This window comes from Pseudomonas mandelii, assembly GCF_024138395.1.
In the GTDB taxonomy this organism is placed as follows: Bacteria; Pseudomonadota; Gammaproteobacteria; order Pseudomonadales; family Pseudomonadaceae; genus Aquipseudomonas; species Aquipseudomonas mandelii_E.
Genome location: NZ_JAMYDU010000001.1, coordinates 553,670 through 579,021, shown reverse-complemented (window position 1 = coordinate 579,021; position 25,352 = coordinate 553,670). Strand labels below are relative to the sequence as shown.

Genomic DNA, 25,352 nt, shown 5'->3' with positions numbered 1-25,352 from the left:
GGTTGCTTACAGGTTTTTGTAGAGCCATTTGGGCATGTAGTACTTGCGCCGGTTGAAGACGCTGCCCACCAGTTTTGCGCCAGCCTGAGTCAGGCGCTGGACCGCGGCCTGGGCCACTTCCCAGCGCGTGTCTTCGGCGCGCACCACCATGATCACGCCGTCCACCAAGGTGCTGATGACCAACGTGTCGGCGGCCGAATACACCGCGTCGCCGTCGATCACCACGAAGCGATAGCGATCGCCCAGTTGGTTGAGCAACGGAGCCAATTGTTCGGTCGTCAGGTGCTCGGCGCCGCGGATGTGCCGCCCGTTCGGCAAGATATGGAAGGGCAGGCTGGAGACGTTCACCAGGCAATCCTGCAGCAGCGGCGGGGAAGCGTTGAACAGCAGATCGCGAAAGCCGCGCTCTTTGGTCAGCCCCAGCTGTTGCGTGAGGTTGCTCTCCGATTGGCTGGCATCCACCAGCAGCACTTGGCCGCTGCTCATTGACGCCAGTTGGCTGGCCAGCGCCAAGGCGCTAGTGGTGGTGCCGGCGCCTGCATTGGCGGCGGTCAGAAAGAGGATCCGCAGATCCAGGTCGAGCACGGTCGAGGTCAGGTTGGACTCGCTCGGGCTGGCGATGGTCAGGCTTTTGTTCGATGAACCGTCCATTTAACTCGCTCCGTGGCCGCTGAATACTTTGAAGGGGGTTTTCAACAGGATCTTCAGATCAAGCAAAAGGCTCTGCTCGGCGATATAGCTGAGGTCCAACTCAACGCGCTGGTCGAAGTCGATATTGCTGCGCCCGGATATCTGCCACAGGCCAGTCATGCCGGGGTAGATGCTCAGGCGTGCAAGGTGGTTGTCCTTGTAGCGATAGGCGTTGAACGAGGTCGGTCGCGGACCGACTAAACGCATGTCGCCACTGACTACATTGATCAGGTTGGGCAGCTCATCGAGGCTGCTGCGCCGCAGAAAACCGCCGATGGGGGTAATCCGTGGGTCGTTGTCGATCTTGAAATCGATGGCGTCGGCGCCGTGCTTGTTCAGGTGCCGCAAGGATTCCTTGAGCTCTTCGGCGTTGGTCACCATGGTGCGGAACTTGTACATGCCGAACAGGCGGCCGCGGTAACCGGTGCGCTTTTGCACGAACATCACCGGTCCCGGGCTGCTGAATTTGATCACCAGGGCCAGGCCCAGCAGTACAGGGGACAGCAGCAACAGAATCACCAGCGCGCCAAGGCATGCAACCACCCGATTGGTTCGCGACAGCGTCCAGGGCCGACCACCGTCGCGGCCAGTCATCCAACCGCGGCCCTGCATGTGGATCGCCGTGTCCAGGCGCATTCGGTGTTCGGGGTCCAGGCGTTTGTCACGCTGCATGTGATTGAGCAACACGCCTTTTTCATGTCCAGTCATAGGGTCCTCCGCTGAAGCCCGGACGCGAGTGGCGAGTGGGCGTGGCGCAGTGGGTAGTAGTCGCGGAACCAGGCGATGAATCGTCCGAGTCCTTCATCCAGCTCGATCCGTGGCTGGAAACCGGTGGCCTGGGCCAGATCACTGGCATCGGCGCAGGTGTTGAGCACATCGCCCGGTTGCAGGGGCAGCAACTCGACGAGAGCTTTTTGTCCGAGGTGTTTTTCCAGCAGCGCCAGGTAGTCCTTGAGCTCCACTGGCTGTTGCCCGCCAATGTTGTAAATGCGCCACGGCGCCATGCTGCTGGCCGGGTCCGGTTGTTCACGGTTCCAGTCCGGTGCTGCTTGGGGGGCGCGCTCGATCAGCCGGGCGATGCTCTCGATGATGTCGTCGATGTAGGTGAAATCACGCTGGTGCTGGCCGTAGTTGAACAGCTTCAGCGGCTGCCCTTCGGCAATCGCCCGGGCAAACTGGATCGGCGACATGTCTGGCCGGCCCCAAGGCCCATACACCGTGAAAAAACGCAGACCGGTGCAGGGAATGCCGAACAGATGGCTGTAGCTGTGGGCCATCAACTCATTGGCTTTTTTGGTTGCGGCGTACAGCGACAACGGGTGGTCGACGCCATCTTTGACCGAGTAAGGCGTGTGCTGGTTGGCGCCGTACACCGAACTGGACGAGGCATAGATCAAGTGCTTGACCGGGTGGTGGCGGCAGCTTTCGAGGATGTTCAGGAACCCGCTCAGATTGCTGTCGACGTAGGCCCGGGGATTTTCCAGGGAGTAACGCACCCCGGCCTGGGCCGCGAGGTGAATCACCACCTCAGGTTGTTCACCCACAAACAAGGCGTCGAGGGCCGTGGCGTCGGCCACATCGACTTTCGCGAGCTGGAAATCGCCGACTTGCTTGCGCACCCAATCCACGCGGTCGTGCTTGAGTTGCGGGTCGTAGAAGTCGTTGAAATTATCCAGGCCGCACACCTCATGCCCGTCGCGCAACAGCCGCAACACGCAATGGGCGCCAATGAAACCGGCCGCTCCGGTGACGAGTATTTTCATGGCCGTGGCACCTCGGGAGCGATGTGCCGAAGCCCGATGCCGCTGTAGTGCAAACCGGCCGCCGCCACGTGTTCGGGGTTGTAGAGGTTGCGCCCGTCGACGATCACCCGCGCGCGCAGTTTGCTTGCCAGCAGGTCGAAGTCGACCACGCGAAAGTTCTTCCACTCGGTGCAGATCACCAGCGCGTCGGCATCTTCCAGGGTGTCGTCGCGGGTAGCGCACAGGTGCAGGCCATCGCGGTAGCCGTAAATGCGCCGGCACTCGGACATGGCTTCCGGATCGTAAGCCTGCACGCTCGCACCTTCGGCCCACAGCGCCTCCATCAGATAACGGCTGGGGGCTTCGCGCATGTCATCGGTATTGGGCTTGAAGGCCAGGCCCCAAATCGCGATCGACTTGCCACCCAGGCCATCGGGAAACAGCGCCTGCAGTTTGCTGAACAGAATGTGCCGCTGGCTGTCGTTCACGTCGGTGACGCTGCGCAGCAGACGCAATGGCATGCCGTGGTGTTCGGCGGTGTGCAGCAGGGCACGCAGGTCTTTTGGAAAGCACGAGCCGCCGAAGCCGCAGCCGGGGTAGATGAAGTGGTAACCGATGCGTGGGTCCGAGCCGATGCCTTTGCGCACCGCTTCGATGTCGGCCCCCAGCAACTCGGTGAGGTTGGCCAGTTCGTTCATGAAACTGATGCGGGTGGCGAGCATTGCGTTAGCGGCGTACTTGGTCAGCTCGGCGCTGCGGTTGTCCATGAACATGAGCTTTTCGCGGTTGCGGCAGAACGGTGCATAGAGTTCGCTCAATTGGTTGCGCGCCTCATCGTCATTGGTGCCGACGATGATCCGGTCCGGGCGCATGCAATCGGCGAGGGCGCTGCCCTCCTTGAGAAACTCCGGGTTGGACACCACCCGTACGTTCAATGCCTCTTTGCCACGGCGTTGCAGTTCTTCGTTGGCAGCGCTCGCCACCTGGTCCGCGGTGCCCACCGGCACGGTGGACTTGATGATCAGGGTGCGGTCGGACTCCATGAAACTGGCGATCTGCCGAGCGACACTCAGCACATGGCTGAGGTCGGCGGAACCGTCTTCATCGGCGGGAGTACCCACCGCGATGAAAATCAGCTCGGCATGTTCGACCGCGTCACTGGCCTGAGTGGAGAAGAGCAGGCGACCGGTCTTGATGTTGTCTTCCAGGGTGCTGGACAGTCCCGGTTCGCTGATCGGGGGCACGGCTTGTTGCAGCTGCCTGATCTTGTTGGGATCAATATCGACGCACAGGACGCGATGTCCGACATCGGCCAATGCCGCGGCTTGTATCAGACCGACGTAACCCGTACCAAATACGCTCACGTCCATATTGGCGTGCCTCGTAAAACGGTGGATGTAACTGAAATGAGACTGTCAAAAGGGGTATAGCCCAGCCGTGGGAAAGCGTGTCAGCAAAATGACGGGTTACCGGGGCAGGAAACCCCGATTTCACGGGCTATTTGCCATCAAGTGCTTGCCGCTGCTGGATTTGCCGCGGTTTTGAGGGGTTGCGGGCGATTTGAAGAATGCGATAAACGGTCGTAAGCCCTGTAATACAAGGGTTACAGGCACTTGAGTGTGTCAGATTTGAGGCAACATATTTTTGACGCTTTTGGCAAAAAACCGGCATTTCTTGCGCTTCGAGGGCTCGGTGCTAGTGTCAGAAAGTGGCCACAATCTATTGGTCATGGAGGCGCTGCAAACACCATGATCCGTTACCTCAAAGAACTGCTGCTGGTTCTGTATCTGCTCAAGAATTACGACGACTACCTCGATCGTCTTGACGCGCTGGGCATCGGTTTCCCGATGGTGCTGTATGGCGCAATGTTCGTCGTGCTGACAGTGGCATTGTTCATGACCGCGTACATCCGTCAGACGCTGATCCGTCACCTGTTCGCGTTGGTGATGTTTGGCTCGGCGGTGTTCTTCGACGTCTATACGCACGTGACTGCCGGTTACATGACCTACAGCAGTTTTGTGTCGCTGGTGTATTCCGGTGGGTTCATTCAAGAGGCGGCGTTCCAGTACCGCGATGCAATCATCAGCGGGATGGTCAGTGGTTTGTTGCTGCTGTTCGGCATCGGACTCAAGCCGCGTCGACGGGCGCCATTGCCGGGGGCGCTGTTGCTGGCGGCACCGGTGCTCGGGGTGCTACTGCTCAGCGTAGTGCTATTCGTGCGGGCCGGCGAAGGCGCCCGTGGCTTGCCGATCATGTACACACCGTTGGCCTATTTGAATCTGTTCACCTATGAAGCGCTGCACAACACCGTCGGCCCGCGTGAACCGGTGAACCTGACGCGCATCGATCAGCCAGTGGGGCACGACATCGTGCTGATCATCGATGAGAGCATTTCCGGCAATTACCTGGACATCAACACGCCGTTCGGTGTGCACAGCAACCTCAAGGAACCACGCCCCGGGGTGGACATTTTCAATTACGGCTACGCGGCGTCCATCGCCAATTGCAGCGCCGACACCAATGTCACCCTGCGCTACGGTGGTACCCGTGGCGATTACATGCGGATCAACAGCACGCAGCCGTCGATCTGGCAGTACGCCAAAAAGGCCGGGCTGCGCACCGTTTACATCGATTCCCAGCGCACCGCTGGCAACTTGCAGAACCTGATGAACGCTGCCGAGAAAAAGGACATCGACGAGTTCGTGCAATTCGACCGGACCAGCGTACGCGACCGCGACATGGCGGCGGCGGCCAAGCTGATCGAACTGCTCAACGATGATAAGCAGCAGCTGGTGGTAATCAACAAGGTCGGCGCGCATTTTCCGGTACACGACAAATACCCGGACGCGTTCATGGCTTACCGCCCGACATTGGCCCGTGGGCAGTTCGTCGAAGTGGCGGACACGGGCAAACGCGATGGTTTCGACGGTCAGCCAGATGATTGGTTGCTGTACCGCAATGCCTACAAAAATACCGTGTTGTGGAATGTCGGCGAGTTTTTCGCACGGGTTTTCGCTCAGGCGGATTTGAGTCATGCACTGCTGATCTACACCTCGGACCACGGGCAGGATCTGCATGAGCGAGGTAACCCGGGGCTCAATACGCACTGCGGCGGTGATCCGGTGGAGGAGGAGGGATTGGTGCCGTTGGTGGTGATTTCGGGCAGCGGTTTGAAGACCCTGGACTGGCCGGCGCAGCTGCCGGCCAACAAGGATCGCTCCAGTCACTACAACATCTTCCCGACGTTGCTGCAGTTGATGGGTTATGACCTAGCGGGGATCGAGGCGGTGTATGGCAAACCCTTGAGTGTGCCGACGGTGGACGACTTCACGTTTAACTATCGTTTCAATGCGCGGTTGGGGGCCAAGCCTGAGTGGAAGCATATTGATCTGAACCGCATTGTGACGCCGGGGCAGGTGGTGCCGAGTGTGGCGGTGGGGCAGTGAGGTTGTTTGTTGGCTGAGCCGGCCTCTTCGCGGGCAAGTCGGATCGCCGCATCGCTCGCTCCTACAGGTACGCGTCGGTGCAGGATATTGCGATCCGTAGGAGCGAGGCTTGCCCGCGAAGGCGGCAGACCGTTCAACCCAGGATTATCGGGTGTACTCTCTACCCTTGGCCCCACTCATCAAAAGAGTTTCCCCTTCATGCTTCACGTCCAGGGCGTCTTCAAAAGCTACGCCACCCCTCAAGGCCCGTTGCCTGTGCTGCAAGGCGTCGACCTCACGTTAAAGCCCGGCAGCAGTCTGGCGCTGATGGGTGAGTCGGGCAGTGGCAAGAGCACCTTGCTGCACCTGATCGCCGGGTTGGACAAGGTCGATCGCGGCAGCATCCGCAGCGGCGAGCATCGGCTGGAGCAGATGAACGAAAGCCAATTGGCGAACTGGCGGCGGACCGAAATCGGCCTAGTGTTCCAGCAGTTCAACCTGATCGGCAGTTTGCGCGTCGAAGACAATCTGGCGTTTCAGGCCCGTTTGGCCGGGCGCCATGATCCGCGTTGGCAGGCGCATCTGGTGCAGCGTCTTGGGTTGGGCGATTTGCTGCGGCGCTATCCGGAGCAACTGTCTGGTGGGCAACAGCAACGGGTCGCATTAGGTCGTGCTCTGGCGTCTCAACCGAAATTGCTGTTGGCCGACGAGCCCACCGGCAGCCTCGATGAAGCAACCAGCGATGAGGTGTTGAAGTTGTTGCTGGAACTGCTCGACGACAGTCCGACGACTTTGTTGATGGTCACTCACAGCCCACGGGTCGCCGCGCGGTTGGCAGACAAAGTGGTGCTGCACGGTGGCCGTCTGGCTGGCGCGGACGAGCGCTGAGGTGTGGGTTTTTCGCGAGACGTTGCGGGCGCTGCTCAGCCATTGGCGACAACACCCGGTGCAATTTTTCAGTGTGCTGACCGGGCTCTGGCTCGCCACCAGCCTGCTGACCGGCGTGCAAGCGCTGAACAGCCAGGCGCGAGAAAGCTACGCTCGGGCCAGTCAGCTGATCGGCGGCGAACCGCAAGCCAGCCTCAGTGCAACCGGCGGTGGGGTGTTTTCCCAGCAAGTATTTGTCGATCTGCGTCGTGCGGGTTGGCCGGTATCGCCCGTGTTGCAAGGCCGGGTGACGCTCAAGGGCCATGAAGACCAGCGCTTGCAGTTGATGGGCATTGAGCCGGTGTCGTTGCCGGCCGGTTCCGCAGTGGCCGGGCGGTCGTTGCCGATCGAGCAGGTTGTCGAGTTTTTTACCCCGCCGGGCAGCACCTGGATTTCACCGCAGACGTTGCAGGCGTTGGGCTTGCACGAAGGTCAAACCCCGGTGGCCCAGAGCGGAGTCACCTTGCCGCCGCTGCGTGCCCAGACCGACATGGCCCCCGGCGTGTTGCTGGTGGACATCGGCTTCGCCCAACAGATTCTGCAATTGCCCGATCAGTTGTCGCGCTTGCTGCTGCCCAAGGATTTCACCGCGACCCTGCCGGATGAGTTCAAGGGCCAATTTCAATTCAAAAGCAGCGGCGAAGAAAACAATCTCGCGCGTCTGACCGAGAGCTTCCACCTGAACCTCGATGCCTTGGGCTTTCTGTCGTTCGTGGTCGGTCTGTTCATCGTCCACGCGGCGATCGGCCTGGCGCTGGAGCAACGCCGAAGCTTGCTCAGAACCCTGCGCGCCTGTGGAGTCAGCGCCCGCATGTTGATTACCTGCCTTGCCGTCGAACTGGGTGCTCTGGCGCTGATCGGTGGAATTGCCGGCGTCGTCAGCGGCTACCTGCTGGCCGGCGTGCTGTTACCGGACGTCGCCGCCAGCCTGCGCGGCTTGTACGGCGCCGAAGTGCCGGGGCAGTTGAATCTAAGTCTGCTGTGGTGGTTCAGCGGTATCGGCCTGAGCCTGTTTGGCGCCTTGCTGGCCGGTGCCAACAGTTTGCTGCGGGCGGCGCGTTTGCCGTTGCTGGCACTGGCCAATCCGCAAGCCTGGCATCAGGCGCACGCACGCTGGTTGCGGCGCCAGGGGTGGGTCGCGGCGATGGCTGCGGTGATCGCGTTACTGGCGTTGATCTTCGGCGATAGCCTGAGCAGCGGTTTCGTGCTGATGGCCGCGTTGTTGATCGGCGCCGCACTGGCCTTGCCGGTGGTGTTGAACAGCGTGCTCGACTGGGTGCTTGGGCGCAGTCGTTCGGTGCTCGGGCAATGGTTTCTCGCTGACTGTCGCCAACAGTTGCCGGCCCTGAGCCTGGCCTTGATGGCGCTGTTGTTGGCGCTGGCGGCAAACATCGGCGCCGGCAGCATGACCGCCGGTTTCCGCCAGACCTTCAGCAACTGGCTCGAACAACGCCTGACCGCCGAGCTGTACCTCAATCCGCAAAGTCCCGCCCAGGCTCGAGAACTGCACACCTGGCTCCAACAACAACCGCAAGTCACCGCGGTGCTCCCGAACTGGCAGGTGTCGATCCAGTTGCAGGGCTGGCCGGCGGACGTCTTTGGCGTGATCGATCACCCGACGTATCGTCAGCATTGGCCGCTGCTGGAAGCCTTGGGCGACAACCCTTGGGAGCGACTGGCCAAGGACGACGCGCTAATGCTCAGCGAACAACTGGCCCGACGGTTGAAGGTACGCCTTGGTGATCACCTGACGATCCCCACGCCAAATGGCCCATGGTCGCCACGGATCGTCGGGATCTACGCCGACTATGGCAATCCCAAGGGCCACCTGCTGGTCAACATCAATCACCTGCTGCGCGGCTGGCCGCAATTGACGCCCAACCGTTTCAACCTGCGCATCGACCCGGCGTCCATCCCCGAATTCCTGACTGCGTTGCAAACCCGCTTCACCCTGGACGACAGCCGCATCGTCGATCAGGCCCGGCTCAAGGGCTGGTCCACGCAAGTATTCGAACGCACCTTCGCCGCCACCGCGGCGCTTAACAGCCTGACGCTTTGCGTCGCGGGCGTGGCACTGTTCATCAGCCTGCTGACCCAAAGCCAGAGCCGCCTCGGGCAACTTGCGCCGCTGTGGGCGCTGGGTGTGACGCGGCGCCAGTTGATGCTGCTGAACCTGGGGCAAACCTGGTTGCTGGCAGTGCTGACATTGATGCTGGCATTGCCCTTGGGCATCGCATTGGCGTGGTGCCTGGACACGGTAATCAACGTTCAGGCCTTCGGCTGGCGCTTGCCGCTACGGGTCTTTCCGCTGCAACTGTTGCAGTTGATGGGCCTGGCGTTGCTCGCAACATTGCTCGCTTCAGCGTGGCCGTTGTACTCGCTGTATCGCACGCAACCGGCGGATCTGCTGAGGACCTTTGCTCATGAAGATTAAGCTCGGCGTGTTGTTACTGGCCGCGCTGCTGAACGGATGCGACAACACGCCTGCGCCGGAAAAAGGCTTCGCCGGCCTCGGCCATCAAGCCGAGGCATTTACCCCGGTGGTGCCCGGACGAGTTTTCAGTTTTCCGGCAGACCACGGCCCGCACGATGGCTTTCGCATTGAATGGTGGTACGTCACCGCCAACCTCAAGGACGATCAAGGTCAGGAATTCGGCGCGCAATGGACGCTGTTTCGCAGCGCCTTGAAAGCGACGCCCGAACAATCTGGCTGGGGCAATCAGACCATCTGGCTGGGCCACGCGGCCGTGACTTCCGCCATGGCGCATCATGCCGCCGAACGCTACGCCCGAGGCGGCGTCGGCCAGGCCGGCGTGAGCCTGGCGCCGTTCAACGCATGGATCGATGATTGGCATTTCAGCAGTCAGGCCACCCATGAAGACCCTCTGGCGGACCTGCAACTCAGCGCTCGCGACAAGGCCTTCAACTACCAGCTTCGACTGACTTCAAATCGGCCGCTGGTACTTCAGGGAGACAAGGGCTTCAGCCAGAAATCCGAACAAGGCCAGGCGTCGTATTACTACAGTCAGCCGTTTTTCCAGGCCAAGGGCACGCTGGAAATCGACGGTAAAACCTACAGGGTCAGCGGCCCGGCCTGGCTCGATCGCGAGTGGAGCAGCCAACCCCTGACCGCCAACCAGACCGGTTGGGACTGGTTCTCCTTGCACCTGAACAGCGGCGAACAGGTCATGCTCTACCGCATGAGGCAAAAGGACGGCGCGCCATACCTCACCGGCACCTGGATCAATGCCCAAGGGCAGACGCAGTTACTGCATGCCGACGACATCAGCCTCACCCCCCAAGACACCGCCAACGTGGCCGGGCGTTCAATGCCCGTGAGCTGGTCAATCAAAATCCCCACCAAACACCTCGATATCACCATCAGCGCCCTCAACCCCAAGGCCTGGATGGACTTGCGCATTCCCTATTGGGAAGGACCGGTGCGGCTCAGCGGCAGTCATGGCGGGCAGGGGTATCTGGAGATGACCGGGTATTGACCCGGAACTCTCGGCGTCACGTCGTTTTCCTACGTAATGAAGCCCATTCACGGGAGCCCGCCATGAGCGACGATCTCAAACCGCCCACCCTTGCCACCTGGCAGCGGCTGTTCGACGACAAGGCCTATTGGCAGCAATCTCCCGACGTGCATTACAGCGAATTGCTGCGCATCGCCGACGATCTGCTGGGGCAGGGCGCCATCGACCTCGATCAATGGCAGATCCTCAAAACCAAGGCCGATCAATCCCACAAAGACTCACCCGCCGTGAACGTCGCCCACGAAGTCGACGATCCCGAAGCCTGAGGAAAACCCCATGAATCCCAAACCGACCACCCCCTCGGAAAACCCCGACGAACCCCGGCCACCAGGCGAAGTCGAGCGCGACAACGATGCCCTGCGCCCCACCGACCCGACCCGGCGCAAGGAAAGCGGCAAAGGCACCGACAGCGGAGAGTCCACCGCACAAGAAACTGCGAACACTCCCTGATCAGCGTCTATGCTCATCGGCACAGACGGCGCCGAACCTGGATTGAGAGCCGTCTGCTGCCATCCAATCACAGGGAACGTACCGCTTATGAAGCTCAACGCACTGACCAAAGCCATCACCCTCGCCACCCTCCTGTCCACCGCCAGCCTCAGCGCCATTGCCGCGGAGATCCCGCTGGCCGCCGCCGTGGAAGCCGATCAGGTCGTCACCAAAGTCCTGGCGGTCGACGCCGCCAAACACCAGGTCGTTCTCGAAGGCGCCGAAGGTCGTCAGGTCCATATACAACTCAGCGACAAAGCCAAAAACCTCGGCAAACTGAAAGTCGGCGATCAGGTCAACGTCGAAGTCGTCCGCTCGGTCGCGGCCCACCTCGACACCGACGTCGACAAAGGCCTGCCAGGCTCCATCGAGCGCACCGGCGAAATCCGCGCCACCAAAGACAACCCCAACCCCGGCGGCGAAGCCTACCGTCAGGTACAGGTCCAACTGAAAATCACCCACATCGACCTGAAGAAAAACCAGCTGATCTTCCAGAACCCGGCCGGCCAATCCAAAACCGTTAACGTCGAAAAGCCTGAAGTCCAAGCGAAATTGAAAGATCTGAAAGTAGGGCAGAGCGTCGTGGTGACCTATACCGACGTATTGAAAGTGACCACTCAGCACCCAAGCTGATCATTACTTGTACGGATTGATTGTTCTTGTACAGATAGTTGTATAAGAGCAATCAATTTTAATGGTCGAACTGGTGAGTTTTAAGCGGTTTGTAGACGTTGTGTTTGCAACGCCTTACAAAGTGCTACGTGTATAAAATTTCATGTTTATACACGAGGACATATCTGCCAAATTCTATTAAAATCCTTCCCGTTCGCCCGGTGTCAGGGCTCTTTACCGGTGCATGGATTGCCAGGCCATTACACTGGGCGAACACCTTCTGTGGGAGGTGGCGTTTAAAAGTTTCGGATATAAAAATGGGCGACCTTGGGGTCGCCCATTTTTATTGGGTGGGTTTCAGCTGCGCCCGTAATCGCCCCCGACCATCCAGCGTCACATTTCACGGAGTTACTCAATTTGTATCAACTACCGGTGTACAGGCCTGAAGCTGCTGCCGGTGGTTGGCTGCACGCTGAAGCACTCGGGTCAACGCCTGAAAATTTGCCGGTTTGGTCAGAATGTCATTGGCACCTACGGCCCTGAAACGTTCGATCTCGCTCGAAAAAGCGCTCGCGGTGAAAGCAACGATGTAGCACGTATCGCCCACTGGCAGTTTGCGAATTTTACGGATGGCTTCTAGCCCATCCATAACAGGCATGTTGATATCCATGAAAATGATATCTGGCGTTGAAGTCATACACGAATTGACCGCCTCCAGGCCATCTGACGCAAGGTCGGGTGTATAACCCAACTCTTGTAACATCGCCATGGCCACTTTCTGACTCACCGGATGGTTTTCCACCAGCAGGATATCGAGCGGGTAATCCTCGGCAAAAAACGAGTCGAAACCAACCGCTGCATGATCGTCCTCGAAGGGTACTTCCGAGACTGAAAAAAGCCCCATGGGAAGTGAGAAGGAGAACGTCGATCCAACGCCAGGCTGACTGGTAAAGGATAAAGTCCCCTGCTGCGCCTCCACCAGGTTTTTGCAGATTGAAAGACCGAGCCCACTTCCGGTAAAGCGTCGACTGGCTGGCCCTTTAAACTGAGTAAAGGGTTTGAACAGACTGTCTTGGCGTTCCGTGGGAATACCTATGCCGGTATCACGTATGGAGAAGTTGAGTCGGGCTCGGGGGCCATATCCGCTGGTCGTAACCACGACCGATATTTTTCCGGTTTCGGTGAATTTGACCGCATTGCCCAGTAAGTTGATCAGTATCTGGCGAAGGCAATCGGTATCGGTTTTGACCAAGGCAGGTACGTCCGGTGAAACCTGGACCTCAAGTACTATTGGCTTGTCCTGAATGTTTTGCCGGATCAGTTCAATACTGGCTGAAACCAGTGCTCTCACGTCGAATACGCGAGGTTTCAACTCAAGTTTGCCCGCTTCGATTTTTGCAAGGTCGAGAATGTTGTCGATAAGCGACAACAGGGTTCGCCCGCTCGTATGAATCGTTGTTAGCAAGCTTCTTTGCTCGGGATTCAGGGCGGACCGAGCCAGCAACTCGGTCGCGCCGATGACACCGTACATGGGCGTGCGAATTTCATGACTCATGGTGGCCAAAAATAGGGTCTTCGAGCGATCAGCATCCTCGGCGGCATTTTTTGCCTGATTCAATACCTGTTCGTTTATTTGCAGTTGCTGAAGATGAGCACGCATGCGTAAAAGAATGAAGGCGAGAAATACCAGAATGGCCAAGATGATATGGTTCAGGGAGTCCTGATTAAGTTGGTGGTGGTAGTCCGCCAACGTCATCTCCGCGCCGACGACATAAATCGTACCGTCCTGCGATTTCATTGGGACAAAGACGGCGCGAAAGTCTCCCCAATGATCCGAGTAGTCGATCCAGGTGGGTTCTGTACGTTCAAAACTGTCGAGCAGAGCCTGACTGGCATCCGGATAGGGATCGAAGAAGCGTACGAAATTGTTCTCTTGAATTTCTTTTTTCGATGCGCTGGAGCTGACCAGATAAGCCTCGCCCGAGCGTTTGACCACGCTGTAGACAAAGGCGGTTCCCATGGACTCGTTGAACCGGGAGAGCCGCTGAATGGCATCCAAGTCTTGCGCGTGCGATTTGGACTGTTTGTCGGTCAGATTGTCATGGTAACGATCGCCGAGGATGGCCGAAGTACCCAGCGCTGCATGCAGCAGCTTGTTATTAATGTTTTCAGTGAGATTTCCTTGAGTCTCGACGTAGAGGTAGTAGATATAGCCACTGACACCCACGATGTAGACCAAGAGTAAAGCCCATGTTTTTCGTCTGAATTTGAACATAAATCACAGCCTCCATACTGCGCGCGGAAGTATAGTTTGAAGGTTGGTTGAAAACCATTGTTTTGTTTTTTGCTGTTTTCAGGTGAGGCGATGAGATGTTAGTTGACCAAAGAGCCAGTTTTTTTGTTTTTTGTGCTCACGATGTTGAGTCGATTTTTCTGAATGATCAGAAGTTTAAAGACAGTTTTTAACAAACTCTTGCGAAGTGCTGCGTGCATAAGTCTGAGAGGTGGTGTTTAAAAGTTGCGGATATAAAAATGAGCGACCCTACCTTGGGTCGCCCATTCTTATTGATGATTTAAAGTCGCGCTCGCAACCGCCGTCCGACCACATCCAGCAAATCGCAGCCATCGCGCAACGGGATGGCCAACACCCGCGCAAACTCTTGCAACAGCGCAGCATCACCACCAAGCGCTTCGCCCAGGGAAAGCGTTTCCAACAGTTGAGTGACGCTGCGAATGCGATACGCCGCCGTGTCATGCAACACATCAATAGGCGCTTCAGTGTCGATCAGCAGGGAAGGGATCGTGCAGTCGATGCCGGTAATCGGCATGTATCGAGTCATGGCTGCACCTCCTGAGCATCGGGCGCCCCACCGGGTGGATCGAGGTTATCCAGCGCCCGGTTTACCAACAATTCACCCAGCACGGCCAATTGCTGAATCGATAGCGCCAGGCTGCGGTGCGAGCCTTCGAGTTCACAAGCAAAGTCGGTAGTGAGCACGTTGAGTGAGGCGAGGGTTTCGCAGGCGTGGCTTAGCAGGGTTTCGGTGTCAATGTTGGGGAGGAGGGTGAAAACGTGGCTGATGGGTCGGGATTTTTTGGGTTGCGGAGGCGGGCGCTGATGGTGCGTTGGGTTGCTTGGTTGAGTTGGAGGGGGTCGAGGGAATCGGGTGGAAACTTTTTCATCGTGAAGCTCCTGAAACAATGGAGCCGCAAAGCGGCATTTACATGCCTTGATCGTGTTCGGTCTGTCAAAACCGGTCGCTGAGGTTGCAGCGGCTGGGGGAGGTTATCTGGGGAGGAGAGGGTGTACAAGTTCATGGGTGGCGATGGGGGTTGTGGGAAATGTCCGATGCTTTTGTCAGGCGACGAACTTCAACTCAACAGGCGGTTCCACGGTCGCTACCGGGCTTGATCATGAGCAAGTGGTCCATTTGTTGATTTCGACATTGCTCGACGAACTCCAGTGCGCTATCTGGTTTTTCCAGATATCGGTCGAAGCACGCTTTTGGGATTTCGTAGTACTCCTCGTAGTCGATGAGGCGATTGCTGACCGGGATCGGTAGAACTTTCCCGACGTTTCTTCGTGTCCGATGCTGAAATATTCCATTTTACTTGTGAAAATATCTTTTAGTTTCATCTGGATACCAAACCCTGTTTCAGGAGCAAAGGGCAGATTACCAATCACGAAGACTTGAATGAATCTGCCGCATTGCGTCCGATCATCTAGTTAAAGGAATTCAGACCTCTTTTCTCCACGCGGAAAAAGTGATGGCCGTTCCTTCTTCCTCATTATCCTTTATCTCGATTTTGTAGGTGGCGCCACCTGCAACACCCTCAATCAGTGCCTTTTCATCGTTGGCACTTAACTCGGCACCTTTAGCTTTCTGTTTGTAAAACTCGACGACGTCGGAGAACGCTGTATAGGTTTTCAACATGATCTCGAAATCATGTCGTGGCCGGCCTGCCAATTCGTCGAAGTCACCGTAAATCGGCGCGCCTTTCATGCCGGGTGTGGTGTAAACGCCATCGACGCCAGCGCCCGCCAGATGGGCATTTTTCGGAATCAAAGGGAGCATCGCCTTCGGGAAGTCGGAAGGTAATTGCGAGGCGTTCCAGGAGTCTTTTTTCGGGTCAGTGGTGATGTATTCGACCGTGGCAATTTTTTGCGCTTGAGCACGTGTTTCGGGATCTTCACTTTCGGCCCAATACGCAATCAATGGTGGCAACTGTTTGCTCCAGACAATGATTGGGTCAGCATCGCTCTTCTTGGCGCCTTTCGCCTGGAATATAGTCAGCACGGTTTCGGGGCCGGGGTTGCAGGACAACGACTCAGTGCGTGATTTGACGGTACAGTGCCCATTGACCAGCCCAACGGCGATCAACTGCCCCTTGTCGTCCAACAACAGTGCGGCGCGCTCGTCGCCGTGGTTACCATCATCCATGGCCGTCAGCATTTTGCGTCCGGCAGGTACACCTTCCTCAAACGTCGAGAACTCTGAATCAAGGGCATCCAGCACTTGCGTCACGATCAACGAGTCATCGTTGGTGTAGCTGCCTGTCGCATAACCGATGAAGTCAATCAAGGCGGCGCGTATCGCCGGATCTTCGTTGAGCTGTGGCGGTCGTGCAGGGGCCGGGTCATTGGTGAGCTGCAACACGGTTGTACCGTCTGCGCGTTTTTCTGATCGAAGTGACAGCGCGGCAGCGTCAAGAGAAAGGGTCAATGCCAAAAGCATGGCGAATGGTCGTGCGATGGTGAACAAGGGTTCATTCCTTTGTTGAGTGATGATCCAGTTCTTAGGGGCGACTTGTTGATGGCAATGCATCAGAAGCAAAAGAGGACACACATTAGTTTTTAATATCGACAAACTCTGAGCGAGCCTACCTTCTCGATCAACGCTAAGGTAAATGCTTCCTCCGACGTGAACTTAAGCGTTTCCAGCAAGCTTATAAACCACTCGACGTCCAGTGCCCTGAATATCGTTAGCCACTCAGCTTTTTTGCCTTCGCAAGCGGGTACTGCGGTCCCACCCAGCCCATGACCCTTGCCCTCAAAAAACAAAAAGTAGTCATCGTCGTAGCAGTAGCCGATTAATTTTGGCCAGTCAGAGCTGTGGGGTTGCTCCGGTACAAGATCCTTTTCGGCAATCACATAATAACTTCGGACTTTGTGGGGCTGTAGAGGAGGACGGCAGCCAGAAAGCCAGATCAGGCATTGAGTTGCTTTATCGGCGTCGTCCATCCAAGTCGATACTTTCTTGTCCAGCTCAGTAAATGTCCCTGCGGCCCCCACGCGATAAAACATTAACCAACCGTCTCGTCCTTCGTTGACTACTAGGTAGGTGCATCCGTGGCCTTCAACGGTCATCGACCAACAGCCGAAATATACGCGCTGGGCCGAGAACTGGGTGACGGTGAACCCGGTACGTTGAACAGCATTTTGCAGATCGGGATAAGGCAATTGGCATATTCCTAGCAAAACTAACTTCACACCTTGAATTTTCCGCCACCTCCGTGAGGTGGGGAGGCCGGCCAGATAATTCTCAGATTTATTTTTATGAGCGCTTAGAAAATAATTTGCCCCCTTTTTTGTAGTTTTTCTTCGACTTTTTTCCTTGATGTCAGCTACAGTTTTTCTAGATCAAAATTGCAACCATTTGTCTTTATTTTAAACAGAAATTGGTCAAGACTAATCACAGGCTTGCCAGTATTTTGGTTGGCGTACTCTCTGCGTAGAAGTTTAAATAGTTCGCCGATTGTTTTTTTGTTTCCTTCGCTAAGGTTCGCTATTAAGTCAAAGCTGTCTTCGGACATGAGCGATGTATCATTTCGTATTGAATAGTAACAGCTTATATTTAATAGCAAGGAATCCGCATCTTGGTAGCAGTGCTGCAGTGATGTTAAATATTTGCTGAATATATCAAGTAGTATTTTATTTGGGCTTTCTTTAGATTTTAGGTATCCGCAGAGACCTTGCCAGTTGTTGATATAGAGGTGATCTCCCCAATCAGGGTCTCGGGAAAAATATTGTCCTTGACCTTTAAAAAACTCCGAGGGCTCATTGTTTTCTAGTGCGATCTGAAATTTCATTGAAGTTTTTCCCAGGCCTCAAATTGGCTTAATAATTCATCGATACTTTTATTATGTTGTGTTTCCTCAGAGCCTATTAGGGCAGCCTCTTTGGTGCCGCTTTTCGTTGCTCCGCTGGGAATCCACTCTTTTGGATAGGCACCATTTTCTTTCCCGTTCGGCATTTCGTATTTGAATCGGGCGTCTCCGGGTTTTATACGAGCAAAAGGGGACAGATTTATTTTCATGAACGCTTAGAAAATAAATCTGTCCCCTTTTCTTGTAGTCCCCTTTTCTTGTAGGTTTCCTGCTGGATCAGACAGGGTAATTTGTGCGAGGCGGTTGGCGGCGCCCCATCTGATTCTTGGGCTTCACAGTATTCAGCTATTTGTTGATTCTTCTGCCCTGGTTTCGTTTAGGTTGGCCTTAAAGTACGTCATGAAATCCTGTCCTTGAGTAAAGGCTTTTTCGATCTTCATGCTTTGCTCTTTCAGAGCGGCGCTTGGTTTGGCCCATTGTTCAGAGGGTAACGGTTTGGACCACTCAGAAATGGAATCAGGTAGAGATTTCATGCTGAAACGATGGTCCCATTCCGCTACCCAGTACGGAAAGCGCCATAAAGTGATTACATGAGTGAAATACCACCAGCCAACACCTAACGCGGAGCGCTCGTTGTGTTGGTACTCCTCAAGCATATCTCCGTGCTCTTTATCAAATGTATGGCGGCCTTCGTACGGTGCTTTACCGGGGCAGTGTTGTGGCCCTCTTTCCATGTAAACACGTATCGCCTCCCATTTACCCAAACCATGAACTGGAGTCATTACTCCCTGGTTCACAAAATGAACGGTATCAGTTTTAGGGTCGTCAAATGCCATGCCAAAGGTATAAGTACTCATGACGCCGACCCCAGTTACACCAGTACTGACAGAAATCCAGGACACCATTTCTTCCCAAGGTTGGATGACCGGCTCGTCAGACCCATTAGCAAAAAAACAGACTTCGCGACGTTGCCTATTGAAGCGTATCGGGCGGGTACGGACTTTGGCTAGAGTAGTGCTGATGACAACGTAGAGTCCCAGAACTGTGGCTCCTGCTGCTCCCCAAGCTCCGATTGCAGCGCCGGTGGGGAAAAACTCTATGAAAATATGTGTAAATGTTCTGCCATAGGGATCACCAAAACTCATTAGCCCGGCGATGAAGGGGCCGATTATTAAACTCACAATCAGTATGAGCATGCTGCTTGCGATCATAACCCTGGTTTGGAATGCCTTATTGACGTTACTGCTACCTACGTCTAGGTAAGTGTCGTTGATATCAAGAAAGCTTCCCCCCAAATCCATTGGGATCTGGCCGGTAGGGACGGGTAGTGGCGAAAAAAACACTGCTTCGCCAGTAGTAAAACGTCGAGATTCACCAGCGACGGGGCGCTGATGCTTGAGATGAAGTTCGTCGTTATTTGTTGATTTGGATGACATGTAATTCAACCGAAAAGTTGTGAGTCGGGCACCTACAGGAAGTCGCTGTTGACCAATAGCCATGGGGCATCGGTTTTGCGCGACTTTAAAACAGAGACAGCCGAAAATAGCTTGCCATTTTGCGCGTTCAACGTCGTAGTTTCGAAGCGTTTCTCTCGGAAGGATTTATCGCCAGCAACGGGGTGATAGCGTAGGACAATAGCCAAACCATGTTGGGCGTTGGCTTCGTGTTGGAAAATGTCCATGCCTAATTTAAGCGGTTCATCCGGAGCACTGAGCAAGTTGAATTGATAAAGCAGCGGCTCGCTCCATGCCTCCCAGTCATTTCGTTGGTGGTTTGTCAGCCAGTAAGCGCTCACGCCAAACTCTACATCATTTAGTTCACGAGCAGTGATTCCTGGTATGCGCAGTACCGCCATAGCCTTGTTGTTTATCGTCTGCAATGCCACCTGCGGTGATGCCGTTATGTCGGCAAGCAGCAGGCGCTCCTCAGTCAGACTGCGGTTGGCGCTCTGCTTACCCCAAGGCCCTTTTTGCAACCAAGTATCCAAATCTGTTTTGTTGTTTCGGTTGTACAGCCATTCTCCGCCCAATTGCAGACCGGTAAGCACCAGGCCAATCAAATTTGCTCTGGCAGCAATGCTCAACAGTTGGCCACCCGCTTTGACCCAAACCAGCGCACGTGCCTGATTTACGGTGGTAAACGCCTCATAAATGGATTGGCCACTCCTGGCGAAGGCCCATCCATTGAGCGCAAGTTGTCCAGAGTCTCCTGCTAATGTCATGCTGGCGCCTGTCAACTTGGCACCATTCCCTGAACGTAACGCCTCTGTCCATTTGGCAGCCGATCCTTTTTCACCATACATACCTGTTCCTGCGGCAACTGCACTGAATATGTAGGCAAATGGGCTCAATGCCCCGGTGATTTTTCCTAGCTTAGCGGCCAACTTAATTTTGCCGGCGGCGCTTGTGTAATTTTTGATAGCTACTGAAAGACTTGTTATGGCAATACCCTGTGCAGCAGCCAAACCGCCTCCAACCGTAGAAAAGAGGGCGTTAAAGAAAGATAGGGTATCAGCGCTTTCCCACACTACTTTAGAACGTACTTCGATAAATACCTGGTAGAAATTTATCGTTTGCATGACAAATGCGGCTGAAGCAAACACATCGCCACCCACTGATTTGAAAACTTCTCCAGTCAAACCTTTATACGGTCGCTTGAGCCGATAGTCATCGGCCATCCGCTCAAACTCAAGCACCTGAGCATTGTTAAGCCCTTTGATCTTGAAGGCAGCCTTACCCGGCCCGTCACCAACAGGACTCATGGCCTGAGCTACCCGCCCTTCAAGTGGAGCGACAGTTTGTTGAATAGCTTTGCGGCGAGATACCAAGGTTTTGTAACCGCCTTTTGGTAACCGGCCTTTACGTTCATCAGCCAGGGTTTGCCGAATCTGTTTTTTCAGCGAAGTCATTTGCTGGCGCAGATCTGTCAGTTTGGCCATATCAGCTTTGAACGCGGCAATTTGATTCGCAGAGGCAAACTCCAACGTAATACCCCCCTTACCAAAGGCACGCAGAACGTCTATCCAGGCCGAGCCAGGAATTCGGCGCAATACTTTTGCTGGATCTAGCGACTGGCCACTGCGTAGCGCTTGCATGGCCTCATCCAGCGCTCCTGCCAGGCGCAATTGCTTTGCAGGCTCATACGCCGTGTTGCGCAACTGACCGAGCACAATGCCGTTTTCACTCAATTGCATTGCTGCTGCGAGATTCTGAGTGAGCAAATTGCCAAACTTTCCGCTGAGTGCCTGGGCCCCCTGATAGTCGTCCTTGACCATATAGGTATCGCGCAGGGACTTGATGAAAGATGTGACCTTGGCGTGCATGTCCTTCTGATCAGTCAAGCTCAATGTGAAGAAGGTTGGTACGGTAAAACCCGGCTGTTTCTCGATTAGATCGGCAAGCTTTTCAGTCGCTTTATCTGTCCGGCAAATGTCTCTCATACAGGCATATTCAGTAGCGAGAGTTGTGTCGAGTTGATCGCCAAATTTGGGGTCGAAATACCAGGCTGAGCGTTGGAAGCGTTCTTCACTGATCAGATTCGCGCGATCGTCACTGATCAGATCTAGACGTTTGTTCCAACGACTGAGTTGGGCGCGTTGCTGTTTCAGAAAGGCTTCCATCGCGGGCCGATCGATCAGATCGTTGATGCCCTGTTGTCCCATTTTCGCGCCGTCGAGCGCGTCTTCCGCGTTGTCTTCGATGGTCTCGATCAGGTCTTCGTACTTGGAATGCAAAGGTCCAAGACTCGTACGCATCCGCGACTTTGAAGCTGCAATAGCCCCACGATGCGTACCTGCACCGGAATATTGGGTTTGATTTTTAACGTTGACGTAATCGACGATCGATTGCCGCTGGTCCTCGCTTGTTTCGTCCTTGAGTTTGGCAAAACGAGGGTCGCCTTGGGCGGCATTCAGAATGGTTTCGCCGGTTACGGTGTACAACGATTCGATGTAGCAACCAAACACATACTTCTTTTGATTGGCTTCAGCGTCGCTCCAGTCGCTGATCCAGCCAGTGACCAAATCCTGATGCTCAGCGAGATCGCGTAACACGCCCAGGTCATCCTGTATGACCAAGTACAGATGGTCACGCTCGTTTTCTGCCTTGACTTGCTTTTTGAGCGCGCCCAACTGAGTTTTTTTGAAGTTAGGTGTTTGCTCCCAGAGATAGTCTTTGCTTTCCTCAGGCTTGGCACTCGTAACCGCCGGTTCCTTACTCGGCTGCTCCGCAACTTCCGCTATCCATTTTTCCGCCTGACTTGGCGTCAACAGATTAGCCGCGCCTTTCTCCGGATCAGCCTTGGTCAGGTCTACTGCCTGCATGAAGTACTCACGCTCGGATTTGTGCTTGAGGACCTGCGCGCATTTGGCGGCGGTCCATTGCACTTCTGAGTAGTTGACGTAGAGCTTGCTCAACCGCGGGAAGACAAGCACGGCCTCGCCCACGTTGCTTTCGCGTTTGTTGGCGGTTATTTCGCCTTTTTCCCACAGCAGTTGGGTCACGATGCCGTTCTGGATTCGGTATTCGTGCATGACGGCTTGAGGTTTCTTGTCGATGATGACGTAGAGCCAGCCGTCGCGGATCAAGCGAATGCCCAGTGGCCGTGAAGTTGTTTTGTAAGGCATCGCTAGTGCGCTGGATGGGTCGAGTCGTTCGACCAGACCATAGCGTAAAGGGATGAGCTGAATCTTGGCCTTCATCAGGGAGCAACCGCCCATGGCGCACTTACCGTCGTCCCGGCTTTTTGCAACGTTGTTCGGGCTTTTGCCGGTCGATGTGGGCGTTGTCATCCTTGGCTCCTTGGCAGGGTTTCAGACCGTTCCTGGGCAATATCAGCGACCCGTTCGAGTCGCTGAGCGGGCGTTTGTTCCGATGGCGTTTTAAGTATCGCATCCAGGTCTGGATGTTCTTCCAGCGCTCTTTCACCGAGGAACCCGTGAATGTTGGCGTAGAGGGTGATGTCGAGTTCGGTGTTGAAGCCTCGATCATACGAACTCGAAGCCAATGCATGCAGGTGTTCCCAGCGCTGCAGAGGTGTCGCTTGCGCCTGATAGGACGGAAAGTATTCGTGCATGTGTTCGTCGAGGCGCAGGACGATGCTGCGGAAATTCACTTCATCCAGTTGGCTGAGTTGCTCGTCGCTCAAGCGGTAGCGTTTGCTGTGGATCGGCTCGAGGGCTTTGCCGGGGCGCTGGTTGATGTGCCAGCAGCCCAGTGCCCCGTCGGCGCCGACGATCTGCGAGCAAGGACCGAACAGGGTCGGGTCCTTGATGCTCTCGCCGTGGCTGAGCAGCGCGTGGGCCACGGCGGGGTCGGCGACGCGCAACAGGACTTCTTCACCCTGAGGGTGCATGACACTGGTCAGCCAGCGGAAGTGCTCGACCATGTGCTCCCAGGGTTGATCGCTGAACACGAGGTAGCCCCATTCTTGGCGAGGCTCAGCCAGAAACTTTGCCAGGATGGCATTGTTCTGTGCTTTTATCTGAACCAGACACGGCGAAACATCGCCCAATTCAACCCACGGGGTACCGAGGTAGAGTGGCTCGAAAACCGGATTATCCGACCATTGATAAAGGAGCTGCGGCAGTTTTTCGACGCTGACGCCATCCAGCAGCAAACCGACGGTGCCATTCCACGGCAGGCCTTGAGGCAACCCATTTTCCAGCGGCCACTCAGACTTCAGCATTTTGCGCCTCCAGCTTGGCCTTCTCGCAGATCGCGCAGATTGGCTTCTTCTGCATCAACGCTTGCCGCTGTGCGGGCACCAACAATTGCCCGGCCTTATCCGCATCAGCCTGTTTCAACGCCCCGGGCATCAACGGCGCCGCCCCCGTCCCACTACCCGGACTCCCACCGGAGTTCATGTTGATCACCGGCCCGCTCAGCGTCACGCCACTGGCGTCGATCTTGATAAAGCTGCCGCCGCCTTTGAGGGTGAGTTCGCTGCCGGCTTCGAGCACGACTTTCATGCCGCTGCTCAGGTGGATTTCCTGGCCGGCTTCGATGAACTGGCCGGTGCCGACTTTGATGTGCTGGTTGACGCCCACGGTCAGGTGGTCGTTGGCGCGGGTTTCGACTTTGCGGTCGGCGTAGACGGTGTGGTGTTCTTCGGCCTTGAATTCGCTGTAGCTGTTTTGTTCGACGGTGTCGTGGCGTTCGTTGCCGACGCGGATTTTCTGGTCGTGTTCGACGTTCTCGTCCCAGTCGCGCTGGGCGTGCAGGAAGATCTGTTCCTGACCCTTTTTGTCTTCGATGCGCAGTTCGTTGTAACCGCCGCCGCCCGGGGAGCTCAGGGTTTTGAAGGTGCTGCGGGTCTTGTTCGCCGGCAGGGCGTACGGGACGACGTTTTCCTTGTGGTACAGGCAGCCACTGATCAGCGGTTGGTCGGGATCGCCTTCCAGGAAACTGACCAGCACTTCCATGCCGATGCGCGGGATGGCAATGCCGCCGTAATGGGCGCCGGCCCAGGCGGAGGAGACGCGCAACCAGCAGCTGGTCTTGTCGTCGGCCTGGCCTTCGCGGTCCCAATGGAATTGCACTTTGACGCGGCCGTATTGGTCGCAGTGGATTTCTTCACCCTTGGGGCCGGTGACCACGGCGCTCTGGCTGCCGAGGATCCGCGGTTTGGGGTGGTTCAGCGGCGGACGGTTGGGCACGTCCCAGGGGGTGGCCTGGAAACGGTTGCGGTAGCCCTGATGGAAATCGTCCTTGAGCTGGGTCGTGTTGCTGGTGACCGACTCTTCCAGCACTTGCGGCTGTTTGCCTTCGTGGAGGATTTCGGTCAGCAGCCACAGGTCGTTCCACTTGGCCTTCGGGTGCTCGGTCAGGGCCAGGAAGTGGCCGCTGACCAGCAACGGCTGATCGCTTTTGCCTTCGGCCAACTGGAAGTCGCTGCGGTGACGTTCGAGGGCGCGTTTGGCCAGGTGCTTGCCGCGTTCGCGGTCGATGAAGCGGCCGGGGTAGTCGTAGTCTTCGAGGTCGGGCAGGGCGTCGCCACGGTGTTCGCTTTCCAGGGTCAGGCGCGGTTTTTCGAAGTCGTAGTCGCGGCGGGTGGTGCGGCTGGTGCGGGTTTCCAGGCGCAGGTCGAAGCGCTTGATCACCGGGTCGTTGGCGACCATGCCGGAGTCTTGCTGGTAGGCCACGGGCGCGAGTTTCGGGAACACCGTTTGGTCATCGCCGAACACCAGCTTGTGGGCCGTGGCGCTGTGCTGGAAGTGGTAATGGATACCTTCTTCCTCGCACAGGCGCTGGATGAACTGCAGGTCCGATTCATCGTACTGCACGCAGTAAATGCGCTCGGGATAAATCGCCCCGACTTTGAACTCGTAGGCATTGCTCTGGATGCCGTGCTCTTCGAGGACCATGCCAACGATTTTCGGCACGCTGAGGTTCTGGAAGATGCGTTGGTTGATGCGGTGCGCCAGGTAGGACAGCTGCGGGCGCAGGGTCACGGCGTAGCGCGTCAGGCGTTTGCCCGAATCGCCTTGGGCGGCGCGGTAGATCTGGCCATGGATGCCGCTGCCATCCGGCGAGAGCTGCAAAAAGGCCGGTTTGTGCAATAGCGTTTCGAGGTCCAGGGACGGCTGTTCACTGACCAGCTCCACCTCAAACACAAAAGGCTGGCTGATGGCTTCCCGACCTTGCAGGGCAAGGACCTGGAGATCGTTTTCCAGACCTTCGATAGTCAGGGCAAAGTGAGTCTGATTGGCCGGCGCGAACATCCCTTGTTCCTCGTGCAGTGCTGCGGCGCACGCCTGAACCCAAACGGGCACTTGCGGACGCGAAAATTCCTGGAAGGCGCAAATGACATCGACCAGCAGAGCT

Annotated in this window: 22 protein-coding genes; 7 read left to right on the top strand and 15 right to left on the bottom strand. The window is 56.2% G+C overall.

From position 1 onward, the window contains the following. Window positions 1–6: 6 nt before the first annotated feature. Genes NHU87_RS02610 through NHU87_RS02595 form a run of 4 tightly spaced genes read right to left on the bottom strand, consistent with a single transcriptional unit; the run spans window position 7 to window position 3,802 of the window. Window positions 7–651 (bottom strand): CpsD/CapB family tyrosine-protein kinase, encoded by a 645-nt coding sequence (locus tag NHU87_RS02610; RefSeq protein WP_253545332.1) that lies wholly within the window; start codon window positions 649–651, stop codon window positions 7–9. Continuing rightward, window positions 652–1,398: a sugar transferase gene (locus NHU87_RS02605; RefSeq protein ID WP_253545330.1), complete on the bottom strand. Its 747-nt coding sequence runs from the start codon at window positions 1,396–1,398 to the stop codon at window positions 652–654. It lies immediately after the preceding gene. Continuing rightward, window positions 1,395–2,453 (bottom strand): NAD-dependent epimerase, encoded by a 1,059-nt coding sequence (locus NHU87_RS02600; protein WP_253545328.1) that lies wholly within the window; start codon window positions 2,451–2,453, stop codon window positions 1,395–1,397. Before NHU87_RS02600 ends, NHU87_RS02605 begins: the two co-directional genes overlap by 4 nt. Next, window positions 2,450–3,802, bottom strand: a complete 1,353-nt coding sequence (locus NHU87_RS02595) for a UDP-glucose dehydrogenase family protein (protein WP_253545326.1) — start codon at window positions 3,800–3,802, stop codon at window positions 2,450–2,452. The genes NHU87_RS02600 and NHU87_RS02595 overlap by 4 nt, the downstream gene beginning before the upstream one ends. A 378-nt stretch (window positions 3,803–4,180) precedes the next feature. Here NHU87_RS02595 and NHU87_RS02590 point away from each other — a divergent pair, with 378 nt between their 5' ends. The 7 genes from NHU87_RS02590 to NHU87_RS02560 all read left to right on the top strand — a co-directional run bounded on the left by NHU87_RS02590 (window position 4,181) and on the right by NHU87_RS02560 (window position 11,442). Continuing rightward, the gene (locus NHU87_RS02590; protein ID WP_253545324.1) at window positions 4,181–5,878 is read left to right on the top strand and encodes a sulfatase-like hydrolase/transferase; all 1,698 of its coding nucleotides are present in this window, start codon (window positions 4,181–4,183) and stop codon (window positions 5,876–5,878) included. Window positions 5,879–6,076: 198 nt separating this feature from the next. Continuing rightward, window positions 6,077–6,745 (top strand): ABC transporter ATP-binding protein, encoded by a 669-nt coding sequence (locus tag NHU87_RS02585; RefSeq protein WP_048394989.1) that lies wholly within the window; start codon window positions 6,077–6,079, stop codon window positions 6,743–6,745. A gap of 1 nt (window position 6,746) precedes the next feature. Next, window positions 6,747–9,218, top strand: coding sequence for an ABC transporter permease (locus tag NHU87_RS02580; protein WP_253545322.1), 2,472 nt, complete (start codon window positions 6,747–6,749; stop codon window positions 9,216–9,218). Continuing rightward, window positions 9,208–10,281 (top strand): lipocalin-like domain-containing protein, encoded by a 1,074-nt coding sequence (locus tag NHU87_RS02575; protein WP_253545320.1) that lies wholly within the window; start codon window positions 9,208–9,210, stop codon window positions 10,279–10,281. Before NHU87_RS02580 ends, NHU87_RS02575 begins: the two co-directional genes overlap by 11 nt. Before the next feature lie 62 nt (window positions 10,282–10,343). Continuing rightward, window positions 10,344–10,586, top strand: a complete 243-nt coding sequence (locus NHU87_RS02570; RefSeq protein ID WP_038984012.1) for a hypothetical protein — start codon at window positions 10,344–10,346, stop codon at window positions 10,584–10,586. Between the two features lie 10 nt (window positions 10,587–10,596). Further along, on the top strand, window positions 10,597–10,770 hold the full coding sequence (locus tag NHU87_RS02565; protein ID WP_176466896.1) for a hypothetical protein: 174 nt from the start codon (window positions 10,597–10,599) through the stop codon (window positions 10,768–10,770). Window positions 10,771–10,857: 87 nt separating this feature from the next. Next, a complete protein-coding gene (locus tag NHU87_RS02560) occupies window positions 10,858–11,442 on the top strand; it encodes a hypothetical protein (RefSeq protein WP_253545319.1) in 585 nt (194 codons plus the stop codon). Between the two features lie 391 nt (window positions 11,443–11,833). On the opposite strand, the gene NHU87_RS02555 is transcribed toward NHU87_RS02560, so the two are convergent. The 11 genes from NHU87_RS02555 to tssI all read right to left on the bottom strand — a co-directional run bounded on the left by NHU87_RS02555 (window position 11,834) and on the right by tssI (window position 25,249). Beyond that, window positions 11,834–13,696 (bottom strand): ATP-binding protein, encoded by a 1,863-nt coding sequence (locus tag NHU87_RS02555; protein WP_253545317.1) that lies wholly within the window; start codon window positions 13,694–13,696, stop codon window positions 11,834–11,836. 298 nt (window positions 13,697–13,994) lie between these two features. Then, window positions 13,995–14,261 carry a hypothetical protein gene (locus tag NHU87_RS02550; protein ID WP_253545315.1) on the bottom strand — a complete coding sequence of 89 codons (267 nt, stop codon included), beginning with the start codon at window positions 14,259–14,261 and terminating at the stop codon, window positions 13,995–13,997. Then, window positions 14,258–14,623, bottom strand: coding sequence for a DUF6124 family protein (locus NHU87_RS02545; protein ID WP_437180811.1), 366 nt, complete (start codon window positions 14,621–14,623; stop codon window positions 14,258–14,260). The genes NHU87_RS02550 and NHU87_RS02545 overlap by 4 nt, the downstream gene beginning before the upstream one ends. A gap of 535 nt (window positions 14,624–15,158) precedes the next feature. Further along, the gene (locus NHU87_RS02535) at window positions 15,159–16,157 is read right to left on the bottom strand and encodes a hypothetical protein (protein WP_437180815.1); all 999 of its coding nucleotides are present in this window, start codon (window positions 16,155–16,157) and stop codon (window positions 15,159–15,161) included. Window positions 16,158–16,276: 119 nt separating this feature from the next. Continuing rightward, window positions 16,277–16,882, bottom strand: coding sequence for a hypothetical protein (locus NHU87_RS02530; RefSeq protein ID WP_253545311.1), 606 nt, complete (start codon window positions 16,880–16,882; stop codon window positions 16,277–16,279). Between the two features lie 164 nt (window positions 16,883–17,046). Further along, window positions 17,047–17,511, bottom strand: coding sequence for a hypothetical protein (locus NHU87_RS02525; protein WP_253545309.1), 465 nt, complete (start codon window positions 17,509–17,511; stop codon window positions 17,047–17,049). Next, on the bottom strand, window positions 17,508–17,738 hold the full coding sequence (locus NHU87_RS02520; protein WP_253545307.1) for a hypothetical protein: 231 nt from the start codon (window positions 17,736–17,738) through the stop codon (window positions 17,508–17,510). The genes NHU87_RS02525 and NHU87_RS02520 overlap by 4 nt, the downstream gene beginning before the upstream one ends. Window positions 17,739–17,870: 132 nt before the next feature. Beyond that, the gene (locus NHU87_RS02515) at window positions 17,871–19,028 is read right to left on the bottom strand and encodes a DUF6708 domain-containing protein (RefSeq protein ID WP_367399003.1); all 1,158 of its coding nucleotides are present in this window, start codon (window positions 19,026–19,028) and stop codon (window positions 17,871–17,873) included. After that, on the bottom strand, window positions 18,998–22,318 hold the full coding sequence (locus NHU87_RS02510) for a toxin VasX (protein ID WP_253545305.1): 3,321 nt from the start codon (window positions 22,316–22,318) through the stop codon (window positions 18,998–19,000). The genes NHU87_RS02515 and NHU87_RS02510 overlap by 31 nt, the downstream gene beginning before the upstream one ends. Beyond that, window positions 22,315–23,214 carry a DUF4123 domain-containing protein gene (locus tag NHU87_RS02505; RefSeq protein ID WP_253545303.1) on the bottom strand — a complete coding sequence of 300 codons (900 nt, stop codon included), beginning with the start codon at window positions 23,212–23,214 and terminating at the stop codon, window positions 22,315–22,317. The genes NHU87_RS02510 and NHU87_RS02505 overlap by 4 nt, the downstream gene beginning before the upstream one ends. Further along, window positions 23,201–25,249, bottom strand: coding sequence for a type VI secretion system Vgr family protein (tssI, locus tag NHU87_RS02500; RefSeq protein ID WP_253545301.1), 2,049 nt, complete (start codon window positions 25,247–25,249; stop codon window positions 23,201–23,203). Before tssI ends, NHU87_RS02505 begins: the two co-directional genes overlap by 14 nt. Window positions 25,250–25,352 lie beyond the last annotated feature (103 nt).

Bases quoted from the DNA above. Each gene is read 5' to 3' on its own strand.
- NHU87_RS02575 (WP_253545320.1), top strand. From the start codon at position 9,208: ATGAAGATTAAGCTCGGCGTGTTGTTACTGGCCGCGCTGCTGAACGGA.
- NHU87_RS02610 (WP_253545332.1), bottom strand. From the start codon at position 651: ATGGACGGTTCATCGAACAAAAGCCTGACCATCGCCAGCCCGAGCGAG.
- NHU87_RS02570 (WP_038984012.1), top strand. From the start codon at position 10,344: ATGAGCGACGATCTCAAACCGCCCACCCTTGCCACCTGGCAGCGGCTG.
- NHU87_RS02555 (WP_253545317.1), bottom strand. From the start codon at position 13,696: ATGTTCAAATTCAGACGAAAAACATGGGCTTTACTCTTGGTCTACATC.
- NHU87_RS02535 (WP_437180815.1), bottom strand. From the start codon at position 16,157: ATGCTTTTGGCATTGACCCTTTCTCTTGACGCTGCCGCGCTGTCACTT.
- NHU87_RS02550 (WP_253545315.1), bottom strand. From the start codon at position 14,261: ATGACTCGATACATGCCGATTACCGGCATCGACTGCACGATCCCTTCC.
- NHU87_RS02525 (WP_253545309.1), bottom strand. From the start codon at position 17,511: ATGAAATTTCAGATCGCACTAGAAAACAATGAGCCCTCGGAGTTTTTT.
- NHU87_RS02520 (WP_253545307.1), bottom strand. From the start codon at position 17,738: ATGAAAATAAATCTGTCCCCTTTTGCTCGTATAAAACCCGGAGACGCC.
- NHU87_RS02565 (WP_176466896.1), top strand. From the start codon at position 10,597: ATGAATCCCAAACCGACCACCCCCTCGGAAAACCCCGACGAACCCCGG.
- NHU87_RS02515 (WP_367399003.1), bottom strand. From the start codon at position 19,028: ATGGCTATTGGTCAACAGCGACTTCCTGTAGGTGCCCGACTCACAACT.
- NHU87_RS02590 (WP_253545324.1), top strand. From the start codon at position 4,181: ATGATCCGTTACCTCAAAGAACTGCTGCTGGTTCTGTATCTGCTCAAG.
- NHU87_RS02560 (WP_253545319.1), top strand. From the start codon at position 10,858: ATGAAGCTCAACGCACTGACCAAAGCCATCACCCTCGCCACCCTCCTG.
- NHU87_RS02505 (WP_253545303.1), bottom strand. From the start codon at position 23,214: ATGCTGAAGTCTGAGTGGCCGCTGGAAAATGGGTTGCCTCAAGGCCTG.
- NHU87_RS02510 (WP_253545305.1), bottom strand. From the start codon at position 22,318: ATGACAACGCCCACATCGACCGGCAAAAGCCCGAACAACGTTGCAAAA.
- NHU87_RS02600 (WP_253545328.1), bottom strand. From the start codon at position 2,453: ATGAAAATACTCGTCACCGGAGCGGCCGGTTTCATTGGCGCCCATTGC.
- tssI (WP_253545301.1), bottom strand. From the start codon at position 25,249: ATGTTCGCGCCGGCCAATCAGACTCACTTTGCCCTGACTATCGAAGGT.
- NHU87_RS02585 (WP_048394989.1), top strand. From the start codon at position 6,077: ATGCTTCACGTCCAGGGCGTCTTCAAAAGCTACGCCACCCCTCAAGGC.
- NHU87_RS02605 (WP_253545330.1), bottom strand. From the start codon at position 1,398: ATGACTGGACATGAAAAAGGCGTGTTGCTCAATCACATGCAGCGTGAC.
- NHU87_RS02595 (WP_253545326.1), bottom strand. From the start codon at position 3,802: ATGGACGTGAGCGTATTTGGTACGGGTTACGTCGGTCTGATACAAGCC.